The following is a 22,401-nucleotide window of genomic DNA, read 5'->3' as shown; positions in this document are numbered from 1 at the left end:
GGCACACTCAGTGTGTGACGTCGGTCACAAGTACCGGTTTATTGAATGGACTCCAGGCACGACTTTCTAACTTGAAGGGTTCAACTTGGAATTGCCTGAGCACGACTGTCCAATACACCCCTGTACGGCAATTAAACTCAACTCACTTCAATAAGGTATTCAATAAAGTGACAAAAGATGAACTGCGCGCGGAACTTGAGCGCCAGGAACAACGTTACAAGGACGTTTACGGCGGGGAAGTCACCACCTACGCCGCCCAGCCAGAACCTGAACGCAAACCTTGGCGTAAACGCGCCAGCCTGCTTGACCAGGCCTTTGCCCAGGAAATCCAAAAGATTGAACAGGAACTCAAAGCCGAAGAGCCATAAGCGCTTCGGCCCGAGCGCCAGGATTTGCCACCTCGGCTGGCGTATTGCCAGCTGAGGGCAGCCATTGCTCTAGCAAGCGACCTACAGTCGCAGACGAAATTTCATACAAATGTTTCAGGCATGCCATTTTCATGGCAATTCCCTGCCCTGCAAGCCTTGTGCTTTATAAATCAAAGACTTGTCAAAGCCCCGAAAACCCTGGGATAGGCGCCTTCCCCCCAGGCTTTTTCAATGAAGATTGTTACCGATGAGCAGCTAATGCATCGATTACTGAGGTTTTCTGGCATAATCGCGCCCCCTTACGACCGGGTCAGAAAACCTTCATGATCGATTTATTCAGCGGACTGGATGCTTGGGTTCTAGTGAGCCTGTTGCTCGCCCTGGCCTTTGTCCTCGCCTTCGAGTTCATCAATGGCTTTCATGACACCGCAAACGCGGTGGCCACAGTCATCTATACCAAAGCCATGCCGCCACACCTGGCCGTGTTCTTCTCCGGGGTGTTCAACTTCCTCGGCGTGTTGCTCGGTGGTGTCGGTGTCGCCTACGCCATCGTGCACTTGCTGCCGGTGGAGTTGCTGATCAATGTGAACACCGGCCACGGCTTGGCCATGGTCTTCTCCTTGTTGGCGGCGGCGATCACCTGGAACCTGGGCACCTGGTACTTCGGTATCCCGGCGTCCAGCTCCCACACCCTGATCGGCTCGATCCTCGGTGTCGGCCTGGCCAACGCTCTGATCAACGACATCCCGTTGGCCGATGGTGTGAACTGGCAGAAAGCGATCGATATCGGCGCCTCCCTGGTGTTCTCGCCGATGGCCGGCTTCCTGGTCGCAGCCCTGGTGCTGATCGGCCTGAAGTGGTGGCGCCCGCTGTCGAAGATGCACAAGACGCCGGACCAGCGCCGCAAGCTCGACGACAAAAAGCACCCGCCATTCTGGAACCGCCTGGTCCTGGTGATCTCCGCCATGGCCGTGAGCTTCGTGCACGGTTCCAACGATGGCCAGAAAGGTATCGGCCTGATCATGCTGGTACTCATCGGTATCGTGCCGGCGCAGTTCGTACTTGACCTGGGCAGCACCACCTACCAGATCGAACGCACCCGCGACGCCACGGTGCATTTGAGCCAGTTCTACCAGCGCAACAGTGCCACCCTTGGCGAGTTCCTGGCCCTGGGCAAAAGTGTGAAGGATGACCTGCCGGGCAAGTTCCAGTGCAACCCGCAGCAGACCGAACCCACTATCAGTGCGCTGATGGAGACATTGAAAGGTGTGTCCGACTACCACTCGTTGACCGCCGATCACCGTATCGAAGTACGTCGCTACCTGCTCTGCCTGGACGATACCGCGAAGAAAGTCGGCAAACTGCCGGGCCTGGAAGCCCGTGAGAAGGCCGACCTGGACAAGCTGCGCAAAGACCTGACCGCCACCACCGAGTACGCACCGTTCTGGGTGATCCTCGCGGTTGCACTGGCCCTGGGCCTGGGCACCATGGTGGGCTGGAAGCGTGTGGTACTGACCATCGGTGAGAAAATCGGCAAGCAGGGCATGACCTATGCCCAGGGCATGTCGGCACAGATCACCACGGCGAGCATGATTGGCCTGGCCAACATCTTCAGCCTGCCGGTGTCGACCACCCACGTGCTGTCGTCGGGCGTCGCCGGCACCATGGTCGCCAACAAGAGCGGCCTGCAAGGCGGTACGGTCAAGACCATCCTGATGGCGTGGGTATTGACCCTGCCGGCAACCGTGGGCCTGTCGGCCGGGCTGTTCTGGCTGGCGTCCAAGGCGCTGGGCAACTGATAGTCTGCTTGCAATAAAAAAGGTGCGATCCGCGAGGGTCGCACCTTTTTTTATGCCTGTCGCCAAGCTCAATAAAAATGTCTTGTTGATTAAATTGCAGGCAAAAAAAAGGGCGACCGAAGTCGCCCAAAATGCCTTGCGTGCTCATGTAACCTGGAAAGCCCTATGGTTTTTTACGCTTGTTCGCGTCTTTCCAGATAAAAATTCCAAACCCTACAAAAAACAACACCATGAGGCTGACGGTCAGCACTCCGGCAAATACCACATTGTCGATAAACATGACCGGCCTCCTGCACTTGCCCTGTTGCGATAGGGCTAAGTTAATCGAGAAGGTGGATTGGAAAATTGACGGGGATCAATGTCGCCCACGACGGGGCGTAAAGAAGGGCAATAACTGACCTGCATCAACAGATGCAGGTTGTTTCAACGCTTTTTCGGTTTGTTCTTTGGTTTTTTCTTAACTTTGCCCAACGGCATCGCTTGTTCGAATGCCTGGCGCACTTCATTCAGGCGTTTGTCATTGAGGTCATGCACACGCTTGGCACGTTCGGCATTCAGGTCAATCAGCTTGTCGTCATCACTCATGGCTTGGCTTACGTCGTGGCGGAAATGCCTCAATAATGCGGCCTGCCCCGCCCGACGGCAAATCAGCGGGCGACAAAAGGCAGGTCATCGCCCAAAATCGGCACTTCCCATTGGTACTGGAGCGCACGCGAGTGGCACTGCACAAGGACCTTCCGCCGTTGCTGGCCCTGCGCGCCTTCGAAGCCGTGGCGCGGCACTTGAGCTTTATCAAGGCGGCGCAAGAGCTGTCGGTGACCCAGAGTGCGTTGAGCCATCAAGTACAGAAACTTGAACAGCATCTGGGCAAACCGCTGTTTATCCGACGCACCCGTGCGATCGATCTGACTGCCGACGGCCAACGCTACTACGATGAAATCCGCCCTGCCCTCGACGCAATTGCCACCGCCACCCGCACCCAGCGGGCGACACCCAGCGCCACGGTGTTGCGCATCGGCCTGCTCGCCTCCTTCGCTACCCTGTGGCTGGCGCCGCGCCTGGCCGGGTTTCTCAACCGTTACCCGCATATCCAGGTCGAGCTGCTGCCAGCCATCCAACTGGCGAACGTCGCCGGTGCCGAAGTCGACCTGGCGATCCGCTACGGCAAGGGCGATTGGCCCGACGTGCAGGCCACCCGACTGATGGCGGAAGTGATCTCCCCCGTATGCAGCCCGGCATTCAAGGCCCGTCATGACGGCCCGTTGCTGATGGCTACATCGCACAAACCCTTCGAATGGACGGATTGGTCCGCGCATTACCAGGTCGACCTCAGCCGTCACCCCCGCGTGATGCTGCACGACTACAACATCGTGGTCGAAGCCGCCGTGGCCGGCCAAGGCATCGCCATGGGCCGCCATCGCCTTATCGAGCGTCGGCTCCAAGACGGCAGCCTGGTGCAAGCCTTCGACTGGCCGCCCTACCACAGTGACATCGGCTACTGGCTGATCGCCCCCCAAGGCCGCCTCAGTGCAGCGGCCGAGTGTTTTAGCCAGTGGTTGAAGGAAGCCTGCAGCGACGCGTGAGTTATTTCGATACGTCGTGTGAGATCTATCCGTTTGTCGCCAATCCGACCGAGCAACATGATCAGTCCTCCCTAACCCTTGAGGATGGATCATGAGCGACTCCCTGCGCCAACGCGTACACACCCTCGGCCTCACGCTGCCAACGCCCAGCCTGCCGGCGGCCAACTACATCAGCCATGTCATCAGCGGCAACCAGCTGTTTATCTCCGGGCAAATTCCCCTGATCGATGGCCAACCTGCCTATGTCGGCCGCCTGGGGGAATCCCTCAGCGATGAAGAAGGCGCCCACGCCGCAGAACTGGCAGCGTTGAGCCTGCTCGCGCAATTGGGCGATGCACTGGAGGATGACCTGTCACAGCTAGTTCGCACGCTGCGCCTGGGCGTTTACATCGCCAGCAGCGGCGACTTCCAGCGCCAGAGCCTGGTCGCCAACGGTGCGTCGAACCTGTTGGTCAATGCCCTCGGTGAAAAAGGCCGCCATGTGCGCACCGCCGTGGGTGTCTCCAGCCTGCCCGCCGGTGTGGCGGTGGAGATTGACGCCATTTTCGAGCTACGCCCGTGAGCCCGCTCAACATCCAGGCGCTGCGCGACGCCACCCCCGGCTGCCAGTCCGGCATCGCGCACTTCAATCACGCAGGGGCATCGCTACCGAGCCAGGCCACCCTCGATGCCATCATCGAACAACTGCACCGCGAGGCCCGCGACGGGCCGATGGAGGCTGGCGAGTACGGCGCGCAACTGCTGGATAACGCCCGTCACGCCGCCGGGCAATTGCTCAATGCGCCCACCGCATCCATCGCCTTCGCCGGCAGCGGCTCGACCGCCTGGAGCATGGCGTTCCAGGCGCTGGCCCCATGGCAGCCGGGCGACCGTATCCTGGTGGGGCGCCATGAATGGGGCGGCAACCTGGCGAGCATGCAACTGGCAGTGCAAGCCGGTGCCCGCATAGAAGTCATCCCCTGCGACGCAACCGGCGCGGTCTGTCCGCTGGCGCTGGAAGCAATGATCGATGCCAAGGTCAGGCTGATCGACCTCACCTGGCTGCCCGCCAACGGCGGCCTGATCAACCCTGCCCAGGCCATCGGCGAAGTGGCCAGACGGCACGGTATCCCTTACTTCATCGATGCCGGCCAAGCCGTCGGCCAAGTGCCGGTGGATGTGCAGGCGCTGCACTGCGACGTGCTCAAGTCGGCCGGGCGCAAACACCTGCGCGGGCCACGCGGCACGGCACTGTTGTATGTGCGACCAGACTTTCTCAAGCAACTGAACCCGGCCCAGCGCGATGTATTTTCTGCACCGTGGACAACCGAAGGGTTCGACTTGCGCAACGACGCCCGCCGCTTTGAAACCAGCGAAGCGTCCTACGCCTTATTGGCCGGATTGGGCAATGCGTTGCAGGAAATCAATCAGTTGGGGATTGCGCGGGTATGGGAAACCGTCTCACAGGTCAGCGAGCGAGTCCGCGAGGGGCTGCGTCAGATTCCAGGAATTACCCTGCACGACCTGGGCACCTGCCAATCCGGGCTGATCGCCTTCAACCTCGCCGGCTGGGACGCCTTCGAACTCAAGCGGCAATTGGGCCTCAAGCGCATCAACATCGGCGCCAATGATGTGGCGTACACCCCGCTGGACATGCAGGCGCGCGGCCTGGCCAGCATTGCGCGGGTTTCCGTCAGCCCGCTCAATAACACACACGACGTCGAACGGTTGCTGGTGGCCCTGGAGCAATTGCGCGGCTAAACCTCGACGTCCACCCACAAGCCCTGGCGCGGCGCGTCTTCGATCAGCGGCACCACCGGCACGGTGTTGTCGGCGTTGAGCAGGTCGCCCGGAATGGCCAGGTGCTGCTCCGGATCTTCATCGGCTTCGCGGCGGCGTTTTTGCTGCTCTTGCTGGCGGCGTTGTTCTTCGCGCAGCAGAAAGGTCGACTGCTCGGCATCGCCCTTCTTCAGGTCGATGGTGCTTTCGTTGGAGCCCGCCTGAACTGGCACCACGGGCGGAATATCCGGTTTCTGGCGTACCGGATCGAGTTGTGACGTGACCGGCACAACGCTGACGGGCAGCATGGGTGGCAGCATAAGGTTTGTTCTCCTGATCAACAGGCTGTCGGCGCGCCTGCGGGCGACTTGAGCCTACACTCGCCAAGCTGTGACCCAGTCGACACTCCCAAGTGCCCGCCACCCGTCGATCCGACTTCCGGGCAGCCACTCAAACGGAGTAGTTTTTGTCAGGAGTCCTTTGGCTGAGGGCCGTGTTCCGTTAAGATAGTCGGCTTTTTCACGGCGGGAGTCAGGCAGCATGGCGCAGCAGTATCAACCGGGGCAACGCTGGATTAGTGACAGCGAAGCAGAGCTGGGGTTAGGCACCGTTCTGGCACAGGACGGCCGCTTGTTGACCGTGCTCTATCCGGCCACTGGCGACACCCGCCAGTATGCGCTACGGAATGCGCCCCTCACTCGCGTGCGGTTCTCGCCGGGTGACACCATCACCCATTTCGAAGGCTGGAAAATGACCGTGCAGGAAGTCGACGACGTCGACGGCCTGCTGGTGTACCACGGCCTCAATGGGCAGAACGAGCAGGTCACCCTGCCGGAAACCCAACTCTCCAATTTCATCCAGTTCCGCCTGGCCAGCGACCGTCTGTTCGCCGGGCAGATCGACCCGCTGGCCTGGTTCTCGCTGCGCTACCACACCCTGGAACACACCAGCCGCCAATTGCAGTCTTCGCTGTGGGGCCTGGGTGGCGTGCGTGCGCAACCGATTGCCCACCAATTGCACATCGCCCGTGAAGTCGCCGACCGTATCGCGCCGCGGGTATTGCTGGCCGACGAAGTAGGCCTGGGCAAGACCATCGAAGCCGGCCTGGTGATCCATCGCCAACTGCTGTCGGGCCGCGCCAACCGCGTGCTGATCCTGGTCCCGGAAAACCTGCAGCACCAATGGCTGGTGGAAATGCGCCGCCGCTTCAACCTGCAGGTTGCGCTGTTTGACGAAGAACGCTTCATTGAAAGCGATGCCGCCAACCCATTCGAAGACACCCAGCTTGCCCTGGTGGCACTGGAATGGCTGGTGGACGACGAGAAGGCCCAGGACGCGCTGTTCGCCGCCGGCTGGGACCTGCTGGTGGTCGACGAAGCTCACCACCTGGTCTGGCACGAAGAAAAGGCCAGCGCCGAATACGCCCTGGTCGAGCAACTGGCCGAAGTGATTCCTGGCGTGCTGCTGCTGACCGCCACCCCGGAACAATTGGGCCAGGACAGCCACTTCGCCCGCCTGCGCCTGCTGGACCCGAACCGCTTCCACGACCTGGCCGCCTTCCGCGCCGAGAGCGAGAACTATCGCCCGGTGGCCGAAGCCGTGCAGGAACTGATGGACAAGGGCCGCCTGTCGCCAGCCGCCCACAAGACCATCCAGGGTTTCCTCGGTGACGAAGGCGAAGCCCTGCTCACCGCCGTCAACGATGGTGACACCGAAGCCAGCGCACGCCTGGTGCGCGAGTTGCTCGACCGCCACGGCACCGGCCGCGTGCTGTTCCGCAACACCCGCGCCGCCGTGCAGGGTTTCCCGGAGCGCAAGCTGCACGCCTACCCGCTGGCGAACCCGGACGAATACCTCGAATTGCCGCTGGGCGAGCACGCCGAGTTGTACCCGGAAGTCAGCTTCCAGGCGCAACCGGACATTGAGGAAGAAAACCGCTGGTGGCGCTTCGACCCACGGGTCGAATGGCTGATCGATCAGCTGAAAATGCTCAAGCGCACCAAGGTCCTGGTGATCTGCGCCCACGCCGAAACCGCCATGGACCTGGAAGACGCCCTGCGCGTGCGCTCCGGCATTCCGGCCACGGTATTCCACGAGGGCATGAACATCCTCGAGCGTGACCGCGCCGCCGCCTACTTCGCCGATGAAGAGTTCGGCGCCCAGGTGCTGATCTGCTCCGAGATCGGCAGCGAAGGCCGCAACTTCCAGTTCTCCCACCACTTGGTGCTGTTCGACCTGCCGTCTCACCCGGACCTGCTGGAACAGCGGATCGGCCGTCTGGACCGGATCGGCCAGAAACACGTGATCGAACTGCACGTGCCGTACCTGGAGACCAGCCCGCAAGAGCGCCTGTTCCAGTGGTACAACGAGGCGCTGAATGCATTCCTCAACACCTGCCCGACCGGCAACGCCTTGCAGCATCAGTTCGGCCCACGCCTGCTGCCGCTGCTGGAAGCAGCCGACGACGGCGAGTGGCAAGCCCTGATCGACGAAGCCCGCACCGAGCGCGAGCGCCTGGAGCAAGAGCTGCACACCGGTCGCGACCGCTTGCTGGAACTCAACTCCGGCGGTGCCGGGGAAGGCGACGCGCTGGTCGAGGACATCCTGGAGCAAGACGATCAGTTCGCCCTGCCGATCTACATGGAAACCCTGTTCGATGCGTTCGGCATCGACAGCGAAGACCATTCGGAAAACGCCCTGATCCTGAAGCCGAGCGAAAAAATGCTCGACGCCAGCTTCCCCCTCGGCGACGACGAAGGCGTGACCATCACCTACGACCGCAACCAGGCACTGTCACGTGAAGACATGCAGTTCATCACCTGGGAACACCCGATGGTGCAGGGCGGCATGGACTTGGTGCTGTCCGGTTCGATGGGCAACACCGCCGTGGCCCTGATCAAGAACAAGGCGCTGAAACCGGGCACCGTGTTGCTGGAACTGCTCTACGTCAGCGAAGTGGTCGCACCGCGCGCCCTGCAACTGGGCCGCTACCTGCCGCCGGCCGCCTTGCGCTGCTTGCTGGATGCCAATGGCAATGACCTGTCGAGCCGTGTGTCGTTCGTGACGCTCAACGACCAGTTGGAAAGCGTGCCACGGGCCAGCGCCAACAAGTTTATCCAGGCCCAGCGCGACCAGCTGACGCCACGGATCAACGCCGGCGAAGAGAAGATCACCCCGCAGCACGCCGAGCGTGTGGCTGAGGCCAAGCGTCGCCTGGCAGCGGACACCGACGAAGAACTGGCACGCCTGACCGCGTTGCAAGCGGTCAACCCGACCGTGCGTGACAGTGAGTTGGTGGCGTTGCGCAACCAGCGCGAGCAAGGTTTGGCGATGCTGGACAAAGCCGCGCTGCGGTTGGAAGCGATTCGAGTCCTGGTCGCAGGCTAGTAATAAAGAAGGCCCGCGCAATGCGGGCCTTCTTTATATGCCTTGAGGGCCTCATCGCGGGCAAGCCCGCTCCCACAGTTGACCGAGTTCCAACGTTGGAATGCAGCCAAATGTGGGAGCTGGCTTGCCTGCGATGAAGTCACCTCGGTCTCAAGCTGTAACCGCCGACGCCGGCACCTCAATAACACTCAAGCCCTCCTTCATCTTCTTGGCATCACGCACAAAACACCGCGACGCCTGGAACAGAAACAGCATGGTCAGCAACAGCGCCACCGGGATCAGATACATGGCGTCATGCAACCCCACTGCCTTGTACGCCTCGGTCATCTGCTCCGCCCCCGCCGCATACATCGCCGAATGGGCGAAATGATCGGACAAGCCCCCCACCACGATCGGCCCCATGCCGCCGCCCAGCAAGTACAACCCGGCAAAAAACAGCGCCATCGCCGTGGCCCGCAGACGCGGCTCGACCACGTCTTGAATCGCCGTGTACACGCAGGTGTAGAAGTTATAGGCAAACAGCCAGCCCACACTGAACAACGCCACAAACACCCCGATCTCGATACGCCCGGCGTGCAACGCCCAGGCCGTGGTGACGGTGGAAATGATCAGGCTGAACGCCGCGAACAGCAGGCGGCCGTTGGCAACCCGCTGATGAATCTTGTCGGCCACCCAACCGCCCAGGGTCAGGCCCACCAGGCCGGTCAGGCCGACGATCACGCCCGTGGCGACCGCTGCATCCTGCAATGGCATCAGGAAGTAGCGCTGTAGCATCGGCACCAGGAACGAGTTGCAGGCATAGGTAGCGAAGTTGAAACACAGCCCGGCCAGCACCAGCCAAAGGAACGTCGGCACTGCCAGCACGCGACGGATCGGGCGGTCGACGCGCGCCTGGGAGACTTGCACGGTTTCAGCGGCGCCGCGCTTGGGCTCCTTGATATAGAACATGAACACCGCAAGGATCATCCCCGGCACGGCGGCGATAAAGAACGGCGCGCGCCAGCTGTCGAACGCCTTGACCATCCAACCGATAGTGAAGAAGGCCAACAACAGGCCCAGGGGCAAGCCGAGCATGAAGATACCCATCGCCCGGGCACGGCGATGGGCAGGAAACAGGTCGCCGATCAGCGAGTTGGCCGCCGGGGCGTAGCTGGCTTCGCCGATACCGATGCCCATGCGCACCAGCAAAAAGCTCCAGAAACTGCCGACCAGGCCATTGACCGCCGTCAGCCCGCTCCAGGCGAACAGGCCCCAGCCCATCAATTTGCTGCGCGAACCGGTATCGGCCAGGCGCCCGAGGGGCAGGCCGGCGATGGCATAGACGATGGTGAAGGCGGTACCGATGATGCCGAGCTGGAAGTCGCTCAGGTGCCATTCCATGCGGATCGGCTCGATGATGATCGCGGGAATGGTGCGATCGAAGAAGTTGAACAAATTGGCGAGGAACAGCAGGAACAGAATGCGCCAGGCATTCGCCGCTTGGGTCGAGTTCTGCATGGGTCCGTCTCTTTTATTGTTATGAGAGCTGCGATGCCCGATGCATCCTGCCCGGTCCCTGCAACATAGTGGGGCTGGCAGCGCTTGTCTGTAATGATTCGTAAAGCTGATAGGGCATGATTTCCCCCGGTTTCATGGGACTTTCCCTACGAAAATATATATCCGCTCCCCTCTTCCCAACGGCCATGGCGCAGATAGAATGGCAAGCCTTCCTGTAGTCCCCCTCTTACTTTCTTATCGATGACGCCCATGTCCGAAGCCAGTCCGTGCCTGAGTTGCGGTGCCTGCTGTTCACACTTTCGCGTGTCTTTTTTCTGGGGTGAGTGCGCCTCGTCCGGAGGGACGGTACCCGACGATCTGGTGGTACAGATCAACCCGACGCGCGTGGCGATGATCGGCACCGACCAGAAACCCGTACGCTGCTGCAGCCTTGAAGGTGAAGTGGGCAAGGGCACCAGTTGCTCGATCTACACGCAACGCTCGAGTACCTGCCGCGAATTTGAAGCGTCCTGGCACGAAGGCGTGCACAACGCCGATTGCGATGCGGCCCGCGCCGCCTTCGGCCTGCCGCCCCTGGAAGCGCCCTTCGAGCTGGATCTGCCCATCAGCGCTTAGCATCAAACGCTATGGCCGGCATGCCAAAATCATTCAGAGCAAAGTGCCATTATTCATGGCGAATCCTGCGAGGCTTCTATACTCGACTGCATAGGTCATCGCCGTAGGCAGTGACGAGACTCTATGATGGGGCACGCTATGGAATGGCTTGGTCTGAATTTCTTTACCGAGCTTCCAGCGAACGGGCATTTATTACTCAATTGCAGTCATAACCCCTTCCTGGTGCTACTGGCCTACCTGGTCGCCTGTGCGGCCGGTTTCGGTACGCTCGATATGGCCGAGCGCGTCGGCCACGTCGAAGACCCTACTGCACGTCGCCGCTGGCGCTGGCTGGGTGCCGGTTGCCTGGCCGGTGGTATCTGGTCCACACACTTCATCAGCATGCTGGCCTTCCAGGCGCCCATCGCGATTCACCACGAATTGTTCATGACCTTCATTTCGCTGCTGATCGCCATGATCGCCTCGCTGTTCGCCATGCAAACCCTCAGTCATCCCCGCCTGCGCTTGCACCAGTATCTGCTGGCGTCGGTATGGATGGGCCTGGGCATCGCCCTGATGCACTACGTCGGCATATCCGCCATGCGTTCCCAGGCCCAGGCGTATTTCGAGTCAGCACTGTTCATGGCCTCGATTGGCATCGCCATCGGTGCCAGCCTTGCGGCGCTGCTGCTGTCGAGCTACCTGCGCAACGGCGCCGGGGTGTTTCACCAACTGCTCAAATACGCGGCCAGCCTGGTGCTGGGCGCCGGCATCCTCAGCATGCACTTTACCGGCATGGCGGCCATGCGCCTGATCGTGCCCACCGGCGCAGACCTCTCACTGCCGCTGAACAACAACCCCATCCAACTCGGCCTGTCGGTCGCCGTCATCACCTTGCTGGTGATCGGCAGCAGCGTCAGCGCGGCACTGGCGGACAAGAAGCTGCAACACAAGGAGCGCGACCTGCGCCGAGTCAACGCCCTGCTCAGCGAGTTGGACCAGGCCCGTGCCTCGCTGCAGCAAGTAGCGCACTTTGACGCCCTGACCAGCCTGCTCAACCGGCGCGGCTTCAACCAGATCTTTGCGGAAAAAGTCGCTGAAAAAACCGCATCAAACGGCATGTTGGCGGTTATTTTCCTTGATATCGACCATTTCAAGCGCATCAACGACAGCCTCGGCCACGACGCCGGCGACCAATTGCTCAGCGTCCTTGCCGGGCATATCAAAGGGTCGGTGCGCAGCCATGAAGACGTGGTTGCGCGGTTTGGCGGTGACGAGTTCTGCATCCTGATCAACATCCACCACCGTGACGAAGCGCGGCACATGGCCCAGCGCATCATGCAAAAGATGAAAGACCCGATAGAGTTGGCCGGGCGGCGCATGGTGATGACCACCAGCATCGGCATCAGCCTGTTCCCGGACGATGGCCAGACCTGCGAAGAGCTGCTGAAAACCGCCGACCTGGCGCTGTACCAATCCAAAGACACCGGCCGCAATACCCTGAACTTCTTCAGCTCCAACCTGAAAACCCGCGCCTTTCTCGAACTGCAACTGGAAGAAGAGCTGCGTGGCGCACTGCGGGCCAGAAACCAGCTGGTGTTGTTCTACCAACCGATCTTCGACATGAAACTGGGCAAAGTCTCGCGCCTGGAGGCCTTGGTGCGCTGGCAACACCCGACACACGGCCTGTTGGCTCCGGACCGGTTTATCGGGATCGCCGAAAGCAACGGCCTGATTGCCGAACTGGACCACTGGGTATTGCGCCAGGCCTGTCACGATCTGAGCCTGTTGTCTGACCGGGGCTACTACGAACTGACCATGGCGGTGAACTGCTCGGCCTTGAACATGGCCCGCGACGAACTGGCCGATGAAATCGAAGACGCACTGCGTTTCGCCGGTGTGGCGGCCCACCGCCTGGAACTGGAAGTCACCGAAAACGCGCTGATGGGCAATATCAGCAGCACCCTGGCGTTGCTGCGCCAGATCCGTGCACTGGGTGTTTCACTGGCCATCGATGATTTCGGCACCGGCTATTCCTCCCTCGCCTACCTTAAACGCCTGCCGCTCAATACCTTGAAGATTGATCGTTCGTTTATCCAGGACATCCCCAAATCCACTGCCGACATCGAGATCGTCCAGGCGATTATCGGCATGGCCCACACCCTGCACCTGCAGGTGGTCACCGAAGGCGTGGAAACCCAGGCGCAGTTCGAGTTGCTGCTCAAGCATGGCTGCGATTTCGTCCAGGGCTACCTGCTCAGCCCGGCGGTGTGCGCCGCCGATATCATCGGCGTGATCCAAGGCATTGAAAGGCAGAACCCGCTGCATGCGTTGAGCGCGGCGGGCGCGATGGACATTTGCGCCCCCAAGGCGCCCTCCCCCGGCCGTGCCGGCTCCACCTCGGTGGTGCGGCCAATCCGCTGACGTCGAAACTTTGGCATTACGCCATCATTTGCTTAAAGAAACCCGACCAACGGCCGATTCATCAGAGTCCGGCTACGTTTTCCCTTGAGAACGCAGGGTTAATTTTCACATCCCGGACGAAGACGCGCTGCAAAGTCGCGAACTCCCATTCAGTGATGGCTCCTTGAAATTCTCCAGCCATCCGTTCAGGTACATGGCGCCCAATGACTTCCAAAAATAACTCTGCCACCGTGGTCCCCGACGTGTTGCCGACAGCACCTGTGGAAAAATCCCCAGGTTCAAAGTCATTGAGCAGCGCCCGCCCGCTGGCCACCCAGCAATACCTGTACTTCACCGAAACCAACACCGACCGCATCCTCGACAACCTCGACGGCCTGCGCGACATGGTGTTCCCACGCCTGCCCCAGCAGGAAGGCGACGGCGACCCGCGCAACGAGCAGGAATTTCCTTCGGTCTGCCTGATCGGCCTGGGGCGCTGCGGTTCGAACATCGCGCTGGACGTGGCCGAGCTGGTGTACAACGCGCGCAAGTTCTACCTGAATGAGTTCAGTAACGAAGACAAATCGGCGGACAAGGGCTACAGCCCGGCGCAGTGGATCCGCAACAACCTGCGCCTGGGCGGCGGCAAGGCCAGCAAGCCGGTGTTCCTGGTGGAACCGCTGGTGATGCTCGGCGACCTGGACAAGGACATCGCCGGGCGCATCCGCTTCTCGCGCAAGGGTGAAAAAAGCGGGTTCCTGCGCGACTACAGCAAAATGAAAATCATGGACCTGTCAGAGGTGCATGCCGGTGGCGCGGGTAACGCGCCGATCCTCGGCCAGTACCTGGCCAAGATCATCCTCAACAAAGACACCCAGCGCTTTTCCAGCCCCGACTGGAAAATGATCCACTCGTATCTGATCGACTCCTGCGGCATCAAGGCCAACCAGTCGCGCCTGTACTTCTCGATCTTCAGCGCCGGCGGCGGCACGGGTTCAGGCATGGCCTCGGAATTCGGCCTGGCCCAGCAACACTCGTACATGAACAAGACCTTCGACACCAAGCCCGCCGACGAGCACGACAGCAAGAGCGGCCACGCGTTTGTGTTCGAGCCGATCTTCACCAGCGGCATCTGCGTGCTGCCGAACATCTCCGACCACCGCAGCGAAATGTCCGAGGCACTGCATATCAACGCCGGGCGTTTGCTCTGCAAGTATCTGTCGGAAGAATGGGATTTCTCATACAACTTCGCCAATGAAGACAGCAGCGAGGCCAGCGTGAAGGGGCGAATCCGCCCATGGAACGCAATGATGCTGATCTCCAACGACATCATGCGCTACGCCGAAGAGAGCGATGACGGCAACATCCAGAACATTGACGTCAATGCCATGGAAAAACACGCCAACCAGTATATTTCCCAGCAGATCTTCAACATCCTCACCGCCCAGGCGGTGACCACCGACTACGACCAGAACTACTTCCGCCGCGCCGGTATCGACATCGGCGAGACCATCCGCCTGGATGCCAACGACCTGTTTATGAGTCTGGCCGGGCCGGTGGCGATTGCCTACGCCGAGTCGGTGGTGCCGGAAACCCCGGCGCCGTCCAACGACAAGTTCAAGGTGTTCGACAAAGAACCGCAGCGCCTGAACATCGACGACCTGTTCTTCCGCTCCATCGACCTGCCGCACTTCAACAAGGTCACCCAGGCCATCGAAGGCATCAGCTTGCTGCCGATTGAATCCAAGCGCTACAGAGCGTCCCTGGAGCAGTACAAGAACTCCGGCTACGACGCTGCGGCGTTGCACGACCTGCACTTCTTCAAGAACTGCTCGTCGGTGGTGTCGATCGTCTCGCTGCCCAAGGACTACAAACTGTCCTACATGGACCTCAACCGGCTCAAGACCCACCTCAACAGCCTGTTCCCCAATACCACGCTCAAGCGCTATGCCCTGGTGATCGGCGCCTCGGCCAACCTGTCGCTGACCACCTTGATCGCCAAGAGCCCATGCCTGTCGGACGACTTCCTGACCTTGATCGTGGCGTTTATCAAACGCTGCTTTGCGCGCAACCCGTACCGCTTCGACGAGACGCTGGACAACTCGATCCTGGACTTCATCATCCACGAGGACTTCGACGAAGACCGCATCGACGAGTTGCTCAACGAGTTTGAAAACCCGGCGAAGATCCTCGATACCAACTGGTACGCGATCAAGCCGATGTATGAGAAGAAGTACCGCGAACTGATCAACGACAAAGAGAAATTCGTGTCGATCAATGACATCCGCCTGTCGCGGGACTGTGTGAAGAAGGCGATCAAGTACCTGCGCGAGATCTACCGTCACCGCATCGGCAAGACCAAGGTTATTTCGTTGAATAACCACACAGGTAAAACGGCCTGAGACCTTGAGACGGCGCCCATCGGCGCCGTCGTTGTTTCAGAGTGCCATGCGCTGGCGTTGCCAGGCCTGTGGCATGGGTTTGACGCGCTCTACCGTGCCGGCTGAAAAAGTACGCCGGCATGGCGTGGAAGAAACGTTTTGCCGCGTAGAAGTGGTGCACGAACTTCCTTGCTTCACCGCTTCACACGGATTTATCTGACAGGCACCCGCCGTTTATTCACACCAAGAAACAATTCAGCCGCGCTTTTGGCCGCGAGAAAACTGTTCCCATGACGTGCACGTCACCCTGCGCTGTGACCTTTCTCTACGGCAACATGCCATCACGGCGCCAGCGGTTACTCCGCTACACACTTCCTTCGGCGAAAAACACGCACCTTTTTGGTGCCTAGCTTTCTTGTGCCGCCCTTTCCTGGATCAGAATCCAAGGCGAAACCACCACCGCCCAGAGGCTGGGATCACGTTCCACCAGGTCCAATGCCCGCGTCGCAGACACTTCGCCAAGACTCCCCGAGGCCAGCCAGGAGGCGACTTTGTCACGGTTGTCCTCAGCCATTCCTTCGGCGGCTTCGATCAAATCCAGGCCGGCGTCGACCCACAATAGGGCACCCTTGGCAAAGAACGGTTCAAGCTCCTTCCAGGAAATTTCGGCGGTTTCACCGAGCAGCTTGGCATAGAGGGTGCTAGGTTCTTGCGTCATGGGAATTCACCTGAGTAAAAAATCGGCGCAATCTTAACGTCGAGGCGTTCGCATAAAAAGCCAGGCAGAAACCCAGTTGCAAAATGAGTCATCGATAGAAAGTTTCAGAAAAGCCAAGGATTGCCCGAAACTCTGGCATCAGCCCGCCGCGATTCTGTCTTTTTCTTTCATTTAAGCGACATGCCCGGGTTTTGCCCCCAGCAGCCAGCTTTTCAAGCGATCAACCGGCGCTCTACACTGTACCGGTACAGTTGCCAGGCCGCTGCCGGGGGATGTCCGAGATATCCGATCCGGTTCTGCAGCTCACAAGGCCGCTAGAACTATAAAAAATACAACAGCAAGAGTGGAGCACTATGAATAAGGCTACTAAGCAGATTTCCAAACTGTTTGCCGCTATGGTCCTGGCTGGGGTTGCCGGCCATTCGTTTGCAGCCGACACCATCAAGATCGGCATCGCCGGCCCGAAGACCGGCCCGGTTACGCAATACGGCGACATGCAGTTCGTTGGCGCAAAACAAGCGATCAAAGACATCAATGCCAAGGGCGGCGTCGATGGCAAGATGCTTGAAGCCAAGGAATACGATGACGCTTGCGATCCAAAACAAGCCGTTGCCGTAGCCAACAAAGTGGTCAACGATGGCGTCAAGTTCGTGGTCGGTCACCTCTGCTCCAGCTCCACTCAGCCAGCGTCGGACATCTATGAAGACGAAGGCGTCATCATGATCACCCCGGCCGCTACCAGCCCGGACATCACCGCCCGTGGCTACAAGCTGGTCTTCCGCACCATCGGCCTGGACAGCGCCCAGGGCCCAGCGGCCGGCAACTACATCGCCGACCACGTGAAGCCGAAAGTCGTTGCCGTACTGCACGACAAACAGCAATACGGTGAAGGCATCGCCACCGCCGTCAAACAGACCCTTGAGAAGAAAGGCACCAAGGTTGCCGTCTTCGAAGGCCTGAACGCCGGCGACAAAGACTTCTCCTCGATCATCCAGAAGCTCAAGCAAGCCAACGTCGACTTCGTCTACTACGGCGGCTACCACCCAGAGCTGGGCCTGATCCTGCGCCAAGCCCAGGAAAAAGGCCTGAAAGCCAAGTTCATGGGTCCGGAAGGCGTCGGCAACGACTCCATCTCGCAAATCGCCCAAGGCGCTTCCGAAGGCCTGCTGGTCACCCTGCCGAAGTCGTTCGACGCCGAGCCTGAGAACAAGGCCATCGTTGACGCCATCAAGGCTGACGGCAAGGACCCAAGCGGCCCGTTCGTGTTCCCGGCCTACTCCGCCGTTGAGCTGATCGCCGGCGGTATCGCTGCCGCGAAGAGCGAAGACACCGCCAAAGTGGCAGCCGCGATCCACGCGGGCACGTTCAAGACCCCTACCGGCGACCTGAGCTTTGACGCCAAGGGCGACCTGAAGGACTTCAAGTTCGTGGTCTACGAATGGCACTTCGGCAAACCAAAAACCGAAGTTTCCCCTCAGTAAGCCAGGCGTTACTGGTCCAACAAGCCCACTGTGAAAGCAGTGGGCTTTGTTTTACGAGGTTTATGGGCCTGTCACCCGCGATCCGGGCGCTGGCTCACCTGAAAATCTTAAAACCGTCACCAGCGGTTCGCTGGCAAACGCTTCGTGCAAATGTGCTCATAGAACACAGCGCGGGGCCGGAACATGACTCCACCAGTGAAATGCGTATCGGGTTTTTAGGAGCGCTGTAATGCCTGAGATCTATCATTTTTTCCAACAGCTGGTTAATGGCCTGACCATTGGCAGCACCTATGCCTTGATAGCCATTGGCTACACAATGGTTTACGGCATCATTGGAATGATCAACTTCGCCCATGGCGAGGTGTACATGATTGGTTCCTACGTGGCCTTTATCGCCCTTGCCGGGCTGGCCATGATGGGGATCCACTCCCTGCCGCTGTTGATGACCGCCGCGTTTATCGCGTCAATCGTTGTAACCAGTGCCTACGGCTACAGTATCGAGCGTGTTGCCTATCGTCCCTTGCGTGGCAGCAACCGTTTGATCCCGTTGATTTCCGCCATCGGCATGTCGATTTTCCTACAGAACACTGTATTGCTGTCCCAGGATTCCAAGGATAAATCCATCCCCAACCTGATCCCTGGGAGCTTCTCCTTCGGCCCGGGCGGCGCGGAGGAAGTGCTGATTTCCTACATGCAGATCCTGGTCTTCGTCGTCACCCTGGTGGCCATGCTGGGCCTGACCCTGTTCATCTCCCGCTCCCGTCTGGGGCGCGCCTGCCGGGCCTGCGCCGAAGACATCAAGATGGCCAACCTGCTGGGCATCAACACCAACAACATCATCGCCCTGACCTTCGTGATCGGTGCCGCGCTGGCCGCGGTCGCGGCGGTGCTGCTGAGCATGCAGTACGGCGTGATCAACCCCAACGCCGGTTTCCTGGTAGGCCTCAAGGCCTTTACCGCGGCGGTATTGGGCGGCATCGGCAGTATCCCGGGCGCGATGCTCGGTGGCCTGGTGCTGGGTGTGGCCGAAGCCTTTGGCGCCGACATCTTCGGCGACCAGTACAAGGACGTCGTGGCGTTCGGCCTGTTGGTTCTGGTGCTGTTGTTCCGTCCGACCGGCATTCTGGGCCGTCCGGAGGTTGAGAAAGTATGAGCAGATATCTTAAATCGGCGTTCTTCAGCGCCCTGCTGGTGTGGGCCGTGGCCTTTCCGGTACTCGGCCTCAAGCTGAGCATTGTCGGCATCAACCTGGAAGTGCATGGCACCGGTCCCGTGACCCTGACCATCATTGCCCTGTGCTCGGTGCTGATGTTCCTGCGCGTGTTGTTCACCCAACAGGTCGGCGCCTTGTTCAAGGGCAACCGTGGGCCGTTGGTATCGCCCAAGGTCAGCCAATTCCTGACCCTGCCGCGTACCCAGCGCTACATCATCATCGCGTTGATCATTGCCGCATTGATCTGGCCGTTCTTCGGCTCGCGCGGCGCCGTCGACATCGCCACCCTGATCCTGATCTACGTGTTGCTGGGCCTGGGCCTGAACATCGTGGTGGGCCTGGCCGGTCTGCTCGACCTCGGTTATGTGGGTTTCTATGCGGTGGGTGCCTACACCTACGCGCTGCTCTCGCACTACCTGGGCTGGAGCTTCTGGATCTGCCTGCCACTGGCGGGCATGGCGGCGGCGACGTTCGGCTTCCTGCTGGGCTTCCCGGTATTGCGCTTGCGCGGTGACTACCTGGCGATCGTGACCTTGGGCTTCGGGGAAATCATCCGACTGTTCCTGCGTAACCTGACCGACATCACCGGTGGCCCGAACGGCATCAGCAGCATCCCCAAGCCGACCTTCTTCGGGCTGTCGTTCGACCGCAGCGCCGCAGAAGGCATGCAGACCTTCCACGAGTATTTCGGGATCGACTACAACCCGGTAAGCAAAGTGGTGTTCCTGTACCTGGTGGCGCTGTTGCTGGCGTTGGCGGCCTTGTTCGTGATCAACCGTTTGCTGCGCATGCCGATCGGCCGTGCGTGGGAAGCATTGCGCGAAGATGAGATCGCCTGCCGTGCCCTGGGCCTGAACCCGACCATCATCAAGCTTTCCGCCTTCACCCTGGGTGCTGCGTTCGCCGGTTTCGCCGGCAGCTTCTTCGCCGCGCGCCAAGGCCTGGTCACCCCGGAGTCGTTCACCTTTATCGAGTCGGCGATCATCCTCGCCATCGTGGTACTGGGCGGCATGGGCTCGCAGTTGGGCGTCATTCTGGCGGCAATCGTGATGATCCTGCTGCCGGAAATGATGCGTGAGTTCAGCGAATACCGCATGTTGATGTTCGGCGCCATGATGGTGCTGATGATGATCTGGCGTCCTCAAGGCCTGCTCCCTATGCAACGTCCACACATGGAGCTGCGCAAATGAGCCGCGAGATCCTGAAGGTTGAAAACTTGAGCATGCGCTTCGGCGGCTTGCTGGCGGTCAACGGCGTGGCCCTGACCGTGAAAGAGAAACAGGTGGTTGCATTGATCGGCCCCAACGGCGCCGGCAAGACCACGGTGTTCAACTGCCTCACCGGTTTCTACAAGCCGAGCGGTGGCAGCATCCTGCTGGACGGCCAGCCGATCCAGGGCCTGGCCGGTCACGAGATCGCCCGCAAGGGCGTGGTGCGGACCTTCCAGAACGTGCGCCTGTTCAAGGACATGACAGCGGTCGAGAACCTGCTGATCGCCCAGCACCGTCACTTGAACACCAACTTCCTGGCGGGCCTGTTCAAGACCCCGGCGTTCCGCAAGAGCGAGCGCGAAGCCATGGAATTTGCCGCGTACTGGCTGGACAAGGTCAACCTGACCGAGTTCGCCAACCGCCCTGCCGGCACCCTGGCCTATGGTCAGCAACGTCGCCTGGAAATCGCCCGTTGCATGATGACCCGCCCGCGCATCCTCATGCTCGACGAACCGGCTGCCGGCCTGAACCCCAAGGAAACCGAAGACCTCAAGGCGCTGATCAGTGTGCTGCGTGAGGAACACAACGTCACCGTGCTGTTGATCGAACACGACATGAAACTGGTCATGAGCATTTCCGACCACATCGTGGTGATCAACCAGGGCACGCCGCTGGCCGACGGGACGCCGGAGCAGATCCGCGACAACCCGGAAGTGATCAAAGCCTATTTGGGGGAAGCGTAAAATGCTGCAATTCGAAAACGTTTCCACTTTCTACGGCAAGATCCAGGCCCTGCACAGCGTTAACGTGGAAGTGCGCCAAGGTGAGATCGTCACGCTGATCGGCGCCAACGGTGCCGGCAAGTCGACCCTGCTGATGACCCTGTGCGGTTCGCCGCAAGCCCACAGCGGCAGCATCCGCTACATGGGTGAGGAACTGGTGGGCCTGCAATCGTCGCAGATCATGCGCAAAAGCATCGCGGTGGTGCCGGAAGGTCGTCGGGTGTTTTCCCGCCTGACCGTGGAAGAGAACCTGGCCATGGGCGGGTTCTTTACCGACAAGGGCGACTTCCAGGAACAGATGGACAAGGTGCTGCACCTTTTCCCTCGGCTCAAGGAGCGCTTCAGCCAGCGCGGCGGCACCATGTCCGGCGGCGAGCAGCAAATGCTCGCCATCGGTCGGGCGCTGATGAGCAAGCCCAAGCTGCTGTTGCTCGACGAACCGTCCCTGGGCCTGGCACCGATCATCATCCAGCAGATCTTCGACATCATCGAACAGCTGCGCAAGGACGGTGTAACGGTGTTCCTGGTGGAGCAGAACGCCAACCAGGCCCTGAAAATCGCCGACCGTGCCTATGTGCTGGAGAACGGCCGGGTGGTGATGGAAGGTTCGGGTGAGCAATTGCTGACCGATCCCAAGGTGCGTGAGGCGTACCTGGGCGGTTAACCACCGGTTGCTGCACGAACCGGGTCAAAAAATGTGGGAGCGGGCTTGCTCGCGAATGCGGTGGATCAGCCAAGTATCTGTTGGCTGGCACGCCGCTTTCGCGAGCAAGCCCGCTCCCACATTTGCGTTGTGTGTTTCTTTGAATCCGATGAGACCCGAAATTATTTTTGGTGGATTTGTAACGGATCCCCCCCTCCTGTCTCTAGTGGTGCAAGCAGGCAATCAAGCCCGCCAACTCAACCCACTGCTGGAGATTCACCATGACCACCAAACTGTCCGCTGCCACCCTCGTCCTGGCCCTCGGTTCCGCCCTGAGCCTGTCCGCGCTGACCACCACCGCCCACGCCGCTGACGATATGCAGAAATGTTTCGGCGTCGCTGAAGCCGGTAAAAACGACTGTGCCGCAGGCGCTGGCACGTCCTGCGCTGGCACCTCGAAAACCAAGGACCAGGCCAACGCCTGGAAGCTGGTCCCCGCTGGCACCTGCACCCAAACCCCAAGCTCCACCTCGCCGACCGGTTTCGGCCAGGAAGCGGCCTTCACCGCCAAGTCCTGAAACCC

Annotated in this window: 20 protein-coding genes; 15 read left to right on the top strand and 5 right to left on the bottom strand. The window is 60.2% G+C overall.

All coding sequences use genetic code 11. From position 1 onward, the window contains the following. Positions 1-167: 167 nt before the first annotated feature. Positions 168-368: a hypothetical protein gene (locus AC3ISR_RS07275; RefSeq protein ID WP_003172389.1), complete on the top strand. Its 201-nt coding sequence runs from the start codon at positions 168-170 to the stop codon at positions 366-368. Between the two features lie 323 nt (positions 369-691). Next, entirely contained in the window at positions 692-2,167 is a 1,476-nt protein-coding gene (locus tag AC3ISR_RS07270) for an inorganic phosphate transporter (RefSeq protein WP_192299288.1), read from the top strand. Positions 2,168-2,330: 163 nt separating this feature from the next. Here the strand turns inward: AC3ISR_RS07270 and ccoM are convergent, their stop codons facing one another. Continuing rightward, complete coding sequence (ccoM, locus tag AC3ISR_RS07265; RefSeq protein WP_003172387.1) at positions 2,331-2,447, bottom strand: cytochrome c oxidase subunit CcoM; 117 nt, start codon at positions 2,445-2,447, stop codon at positions 2,331-2,333. 143 nt (positions 2,448-2,590) lie between these two features. Then, positions 2,591-2,752, bottom strand: a complete 162-nt coding sequence (locus AC3ISR_RS07260) for a hypothetical protein (protein WP_017844811.1) — start codon at positions 2,750-2,752, stop codon at positions 2,591-2,593. Between the two features lie 131 nt (positions 2,753-2,883). On the opposite strand from AC3ISR_RS07260, the gene AC3ISR_RS07255 reads away from it, so the two are divergent. The 3 genes from AC3ISR_RS07255 (at position 2,884) to AC3ISR_RS07245 (ending at position 5,490) form a co-directional block, all read left to right on the top strand. Then, positions 2,884-3,750, top strand: coding sequence for a LysR substrate-binding domain-containing protein (locus AC3ISR_RS07255; RefSeq protein WP_489324670.1), 867 nt, complete (start codon positions 2,884-2,886; stop codon positions 3,748-3,750). A 91-nt stretch (positions 3,751-3,841) separates the two neighbouring features. After that, positions 3,842-4,312 (top strand): RidA family protein, encoded by a 471-nt coding sequence (locus AC3ISR_RS07250; protein WP_192299290.1) that lies wholly within the window; start codon positions 3,842-3,844, stop codon positions 4,310-4,312. Further along, on the top strand, positions 4,309-5,490 hold the full coding sequence (locus tag AC3ISR_RS07245; protein WP_463984393.1) for an aminotransferase class V-fold PLP-dependent enzyme: 1,182 nt from the start codon (positions 4,309-4,311) through the stop codon (positions 5,488-5,490). The genes AC3ISR_RS07250 and AC3ISR_RS07245 overlap by 4 nt, the downstream gene beginning before the upstream one ends. Here AC3ISR_RS07245 and AC3ISR_RS07240 read toward each other — a convergent pair. After that, positions 5,487-5,828, bottom strand: a complete 342-nt coding sequence (locus AC3ISR_RS07240; RefSeq protein WP_025855310.1) for a hypothetical protein — start codon at positions 5,826-5,828, stop codon at positions 5,487-5,489. The genes AC3ISR_RS07245 and AC3ISR_RS07240 overlap by 4 nt on opposite strands. A 220-nt stretch (positions 5,829-6,048) precedes the next feature. Here AC3ISR_RS07240 and rapA point away from each other — a divergent pair, with 220 nt between their 5' ends. After that, complete coding sequence (rapA, locus tag AC3ISR_RS07235) at positions 6,049-8,895, top strand: RNA polymerase-associated protein RapA (protein WP_192299292.1); 2,847 nt, start codon at positions 6,049-6,051, stop codon at positions 8,893-8,895. Between the two features lie 150 nt (positions 8,896-9,045). Here rapA and AC3ISR_RS07230 read toward each other — a convergent pair whose 3' ends face one another. Continuing rightward, complete coding sequence (locus tag AC3ISR_RS07230; RefSeq protein WP_192299293.1) at positions 9,046-10,392, bottom strand: spinster family MFS transporter; 1,347 nt, start codon at positions 10,390-10,392, stop codon at positions 9,046-9,048. Between the two features lie 249 nt (positions 10,393-10,641). On the opposite strand from AC3ISR_RS07230, the gene AC3ISR_RS07225 reads away from it, so the two are divergent. The 3 genes from AC3ISR_RS07225 (at position 10,642) to AC3ISR_RS07215 (ending at position 15,791) form a co-directional block, all read left to right on the top strand. After that, the gene (locus AC3ISR_RS07225; protein ID WP_192299294.1) at positions 10,642-11,007 is read left to right on the top strand and encodes a YkgJ family cysteine cluster protein; all 366 of its coding nucleotides are present in this window, start codon (positions 10,642-10,644) and stop codon (positions 11,005-11,007) included. Between the two features lie 138 nt (positions 11,008-11,145). Next, the gene (locus AC3ISR_RS07220) at positions 11,146-13,410 is read left to right on the top strand and encodes a putative bifunctional diguanylate cyclase/phosphodiesterase (protein WP_463984392.1); all 2,265 of its coding nucleotides are present in this window, start codon (positions 11,146-11,148) and stop codon (positions 13,408-13,410) included. Positions 13,411-13,613: 203 nt separating this feature from the next. Continuing rightward, positions 13,614-15,791: a hypothetical protein gene (locus AC3ISR_RS07215; RefSeq protein WP_192299296.1), complete on the top strand. Its 2,178-nt coding sequence runs from the start codon at positions 13,614-13,616 to the stop codon at positions 15,789-15,791. A 385-nt stretch (positions 15,792-16,176) separates the two neighbouring features. Here AC3ISR_RS07215 and AC3ISR_RS07210 read toward each other — a convergent pair whose 3' ends face one another. Further along, positions 16,177-16,488 (bottom strand): DUF2288 domain-containing protein, encoded by a 312-nt coding sequence (locus tag AC3ISR_RS07210; protein WP_192299297.1) that lies wholly within the window; start codon positions 16,486-16,488, stop codon positions 16,177-16,179. A gap of 353 nt (positions 16,489-16,841) precedes the next feature. Here AC3ISR_RS07210 and AC3ISR_RS07205 point away from each other — a divergent pair, with 353 nt between their 5' ends. The 6 genes from AC3ISR_RS07205 (at position 16,842) to AC3ISR_RS07180 (ending at position 22,396) form a co-directional block, all read left to right on the top strand. Beyond that, a complete protein-coding gene (locus AC3ISR_RS07205; protein WP_226457699.1) occupies positions 16,842-17,969 on the top strand; it encodes a branched-chain amino acid ABC transporter substrate-binding protein in 1,128 nt (375 codons plus the stop codon). A gap of 229 nt (positions 17,970-18,198) precedes the next feature. Beyond that, positions 18,199-19,122 (top strand): high-affinity branched-chain amino acid ABC transporter permease LivH, encoded by a 924-nt coding sequence (gene livH, locus AC3ISR_RS07200; RefSeq protein ID WP_060753800.1) that lies wholly within the window; start codon positions 18,199-18,201, stop codon positions 19,120-19,122. Beyond that, the gene (locus AC3ISR_RS07195) at positions 19,119-20,372 is read left to right on the top strand and encodes a high-affinity branched-chain amino acid ABC transporter permease LivM (protein ID WP_192299299.1); all 1,254 of its coding nucleotides are present in this window, start codon (positions 19,119-19,121) and stop codon (positions 20,370-20,372) included. Before livH ends, AC3ISR_RS07195 begins: the two co-directional genes overlap by 4 nt. Further along, a complete protein-coding gene (gene livG, locus AC3ISR_RS07190) occupies positions 20,369-21,136 on the top strand; it encodes a high-affinity branched-chain amino acid ABC transporter ATP-binding protein LivG (protein ID WP_017735934.1) in 768 nt (255 codons plus the stop codon). The genes AC3ISR_RS07195 and livG overlap by 4 nt, the downstream gene beginning before the upstream one ends. 1 nt (position 21,137) lies before the next feature. Then, positions 21,138-21,839, top strand: a complete 702-nt coding sequence (locus tag AC3ISR_RS07185) for an ABC transporter ATP-binding protein (protein WP_017735935.1) — start codon at positions 21,138-21,140, stop codon at positions 21,837-21,839. A 260-nt stretch (positions 21,840-22,099) separates the two neighbouring features. Then, positions 22,100-22,396, top strand: a complete 297-nt coding sequence (locus tag AC3ISR_RS07180; protein WP_024073886.1) for a BufA1 family periplasmic bufferin-type metallophore — start codon at positions 22,100-22,102, stop codon at positions 22,394-22,396. Positions 22,397-22,401 lie beyond the last annotated feature (5 nt).

The organism is Pseudomonas sp. GL_117, from assembly GCF_057835125.1.
The sequence above is the reverse complement of the archived record's forward strand: the minus strand, read 5'-3'. Positions and strand labels throughout refer to the sequence as shown.

What these genes read in the sequence shown, in the direction of transcription:
- AC3ISR_RS07260 (WP_017844811.1), bottom strand. Translation starts at nt 2,752, where the DNA reads ATGAGTGATGACGACAAGCTGATTGACCTGAATGCCGAACGTGCCAAG.
- livH (WP_060753800.1), top strand. Translation starts at nt 18,199, where the DNA reads ATGCCTGAGATCTATCATTTTTTCCAACAGCTGGTTAATGGCCTGACC.
- ccoM (WP_003172387.1), bottom strand. Translation starts at nt 2,447, where the DNA reads ATGTTTATCGACAATGTGGTATTTGCCGGAGTGCTGACCGTCAGCCTC.
- AC3ISR_RS07185 (WP_017735935.1), top strand. Translation starts at nt 21,138, where the DNA reads ATGCTGCAATTCGAAAACGTTTCCACTTTCTACGGCAAGATCCAGGCC.
- AC3ISR_RS07270 (WP_192299288.1), top strand. Translation starts at nt 692, where the DNA reads ATGATCGATTTATTCAGCGGACTGGATGCTTGGGTTCTAGTGAGCCTG.
- AC3ISR_RS07205 (WP_226457699.1), top strand. Translation starts at nt 16,842, where the DNA reads ATGAATAAGGCTACTAAGCAGATTTCCAAACTGTTTGCCGCTATGGTC.
- AC3ISR_RS07215 (WP_192299296.1), top strand. Translation starts at nt 13,614, where the DNA reads ATGACTTCCAAAAATAACTCTGCCACCGTGGTCCCCGACGTGTTGCCG.
- rapA (WP_192299292.1), top strand. Translation starts at nt 6,049, where the DNA reads ATGGCGCAGCAGTATCAACCGGGGCAACGCTGGATTAGTGACAGCGAA.
- AC3ISR_RS07220 (WP_463984392.1), top strand. Translation starts at nt 11,146, where the DNA reads ATGGAATGGCTTGGTCTGAATTTCTTTACCGAGCTTCCAGCGAACGGG.
- AC3ISR_RS07180 (WP_024073886.1), top strand. Translation starts at nt 22,100, where the DNA reads ATGACCACCAAACTGTCCGCTGCCACCCTCGTCCTGGCCCTCGGTTCC.
- AC3ISR_RS07240 (WP_025855310.1), bottom strand. Translation starts at nt 5,828, where the DNA reads ATGCTGCCACCCATGCTGCCCGTCAGCGTTGTGCCGGTCACGTCACAA.
- AC3ISR_RS07210 (WP_192299297.1), bottom strand. Translation starts at nt 16,488, where the DNA reads ATGACGCAAGAACCTAGCACCCTCTATGCCAAGCTGCTCGGTGAAACC.
- livG (WP_017735934.1), top strand. Translation starts at nt 20,369, where the DNA reads ATGAGCCGCGAGATCCTGAAGGTTGAAAACTTGAGCATGCGCTTCGGC.
- AC3ISR_RS07225 (WP_192299294.1), top strand. Translation starts at nt 10,642, where the DNA reads ATGTCCGAAGCCAGTCCGTGCCTGAGTTGCGGTGCCTGCTGTTCACAC.
- AC3ISR_RS07250 (WP_192299290.1), top strand. Translation starts at nt 3,842, where the DNA reads ATGAGCGACTCCCTGCGCCAACGCGTACACACCCTCGGCCTCACGCTG.
- AC3ISR_RS07230 (WP_192299293.1), bottom strand. Translation starts at nt 10,392, where the DNA reads ATGCAGAACTCGACCCAAGCGGCGAATGCCTGGCGCATTCTGTTCCTG.
- AC3ISR_RS07195 (WP_192299299.1), top strand. Translation starts at nt 19,119, where the DNA reads ATGAGCAGATATCTTAAATCGGCGTTCTTCAGCGCCCTGCTGGTGTGG.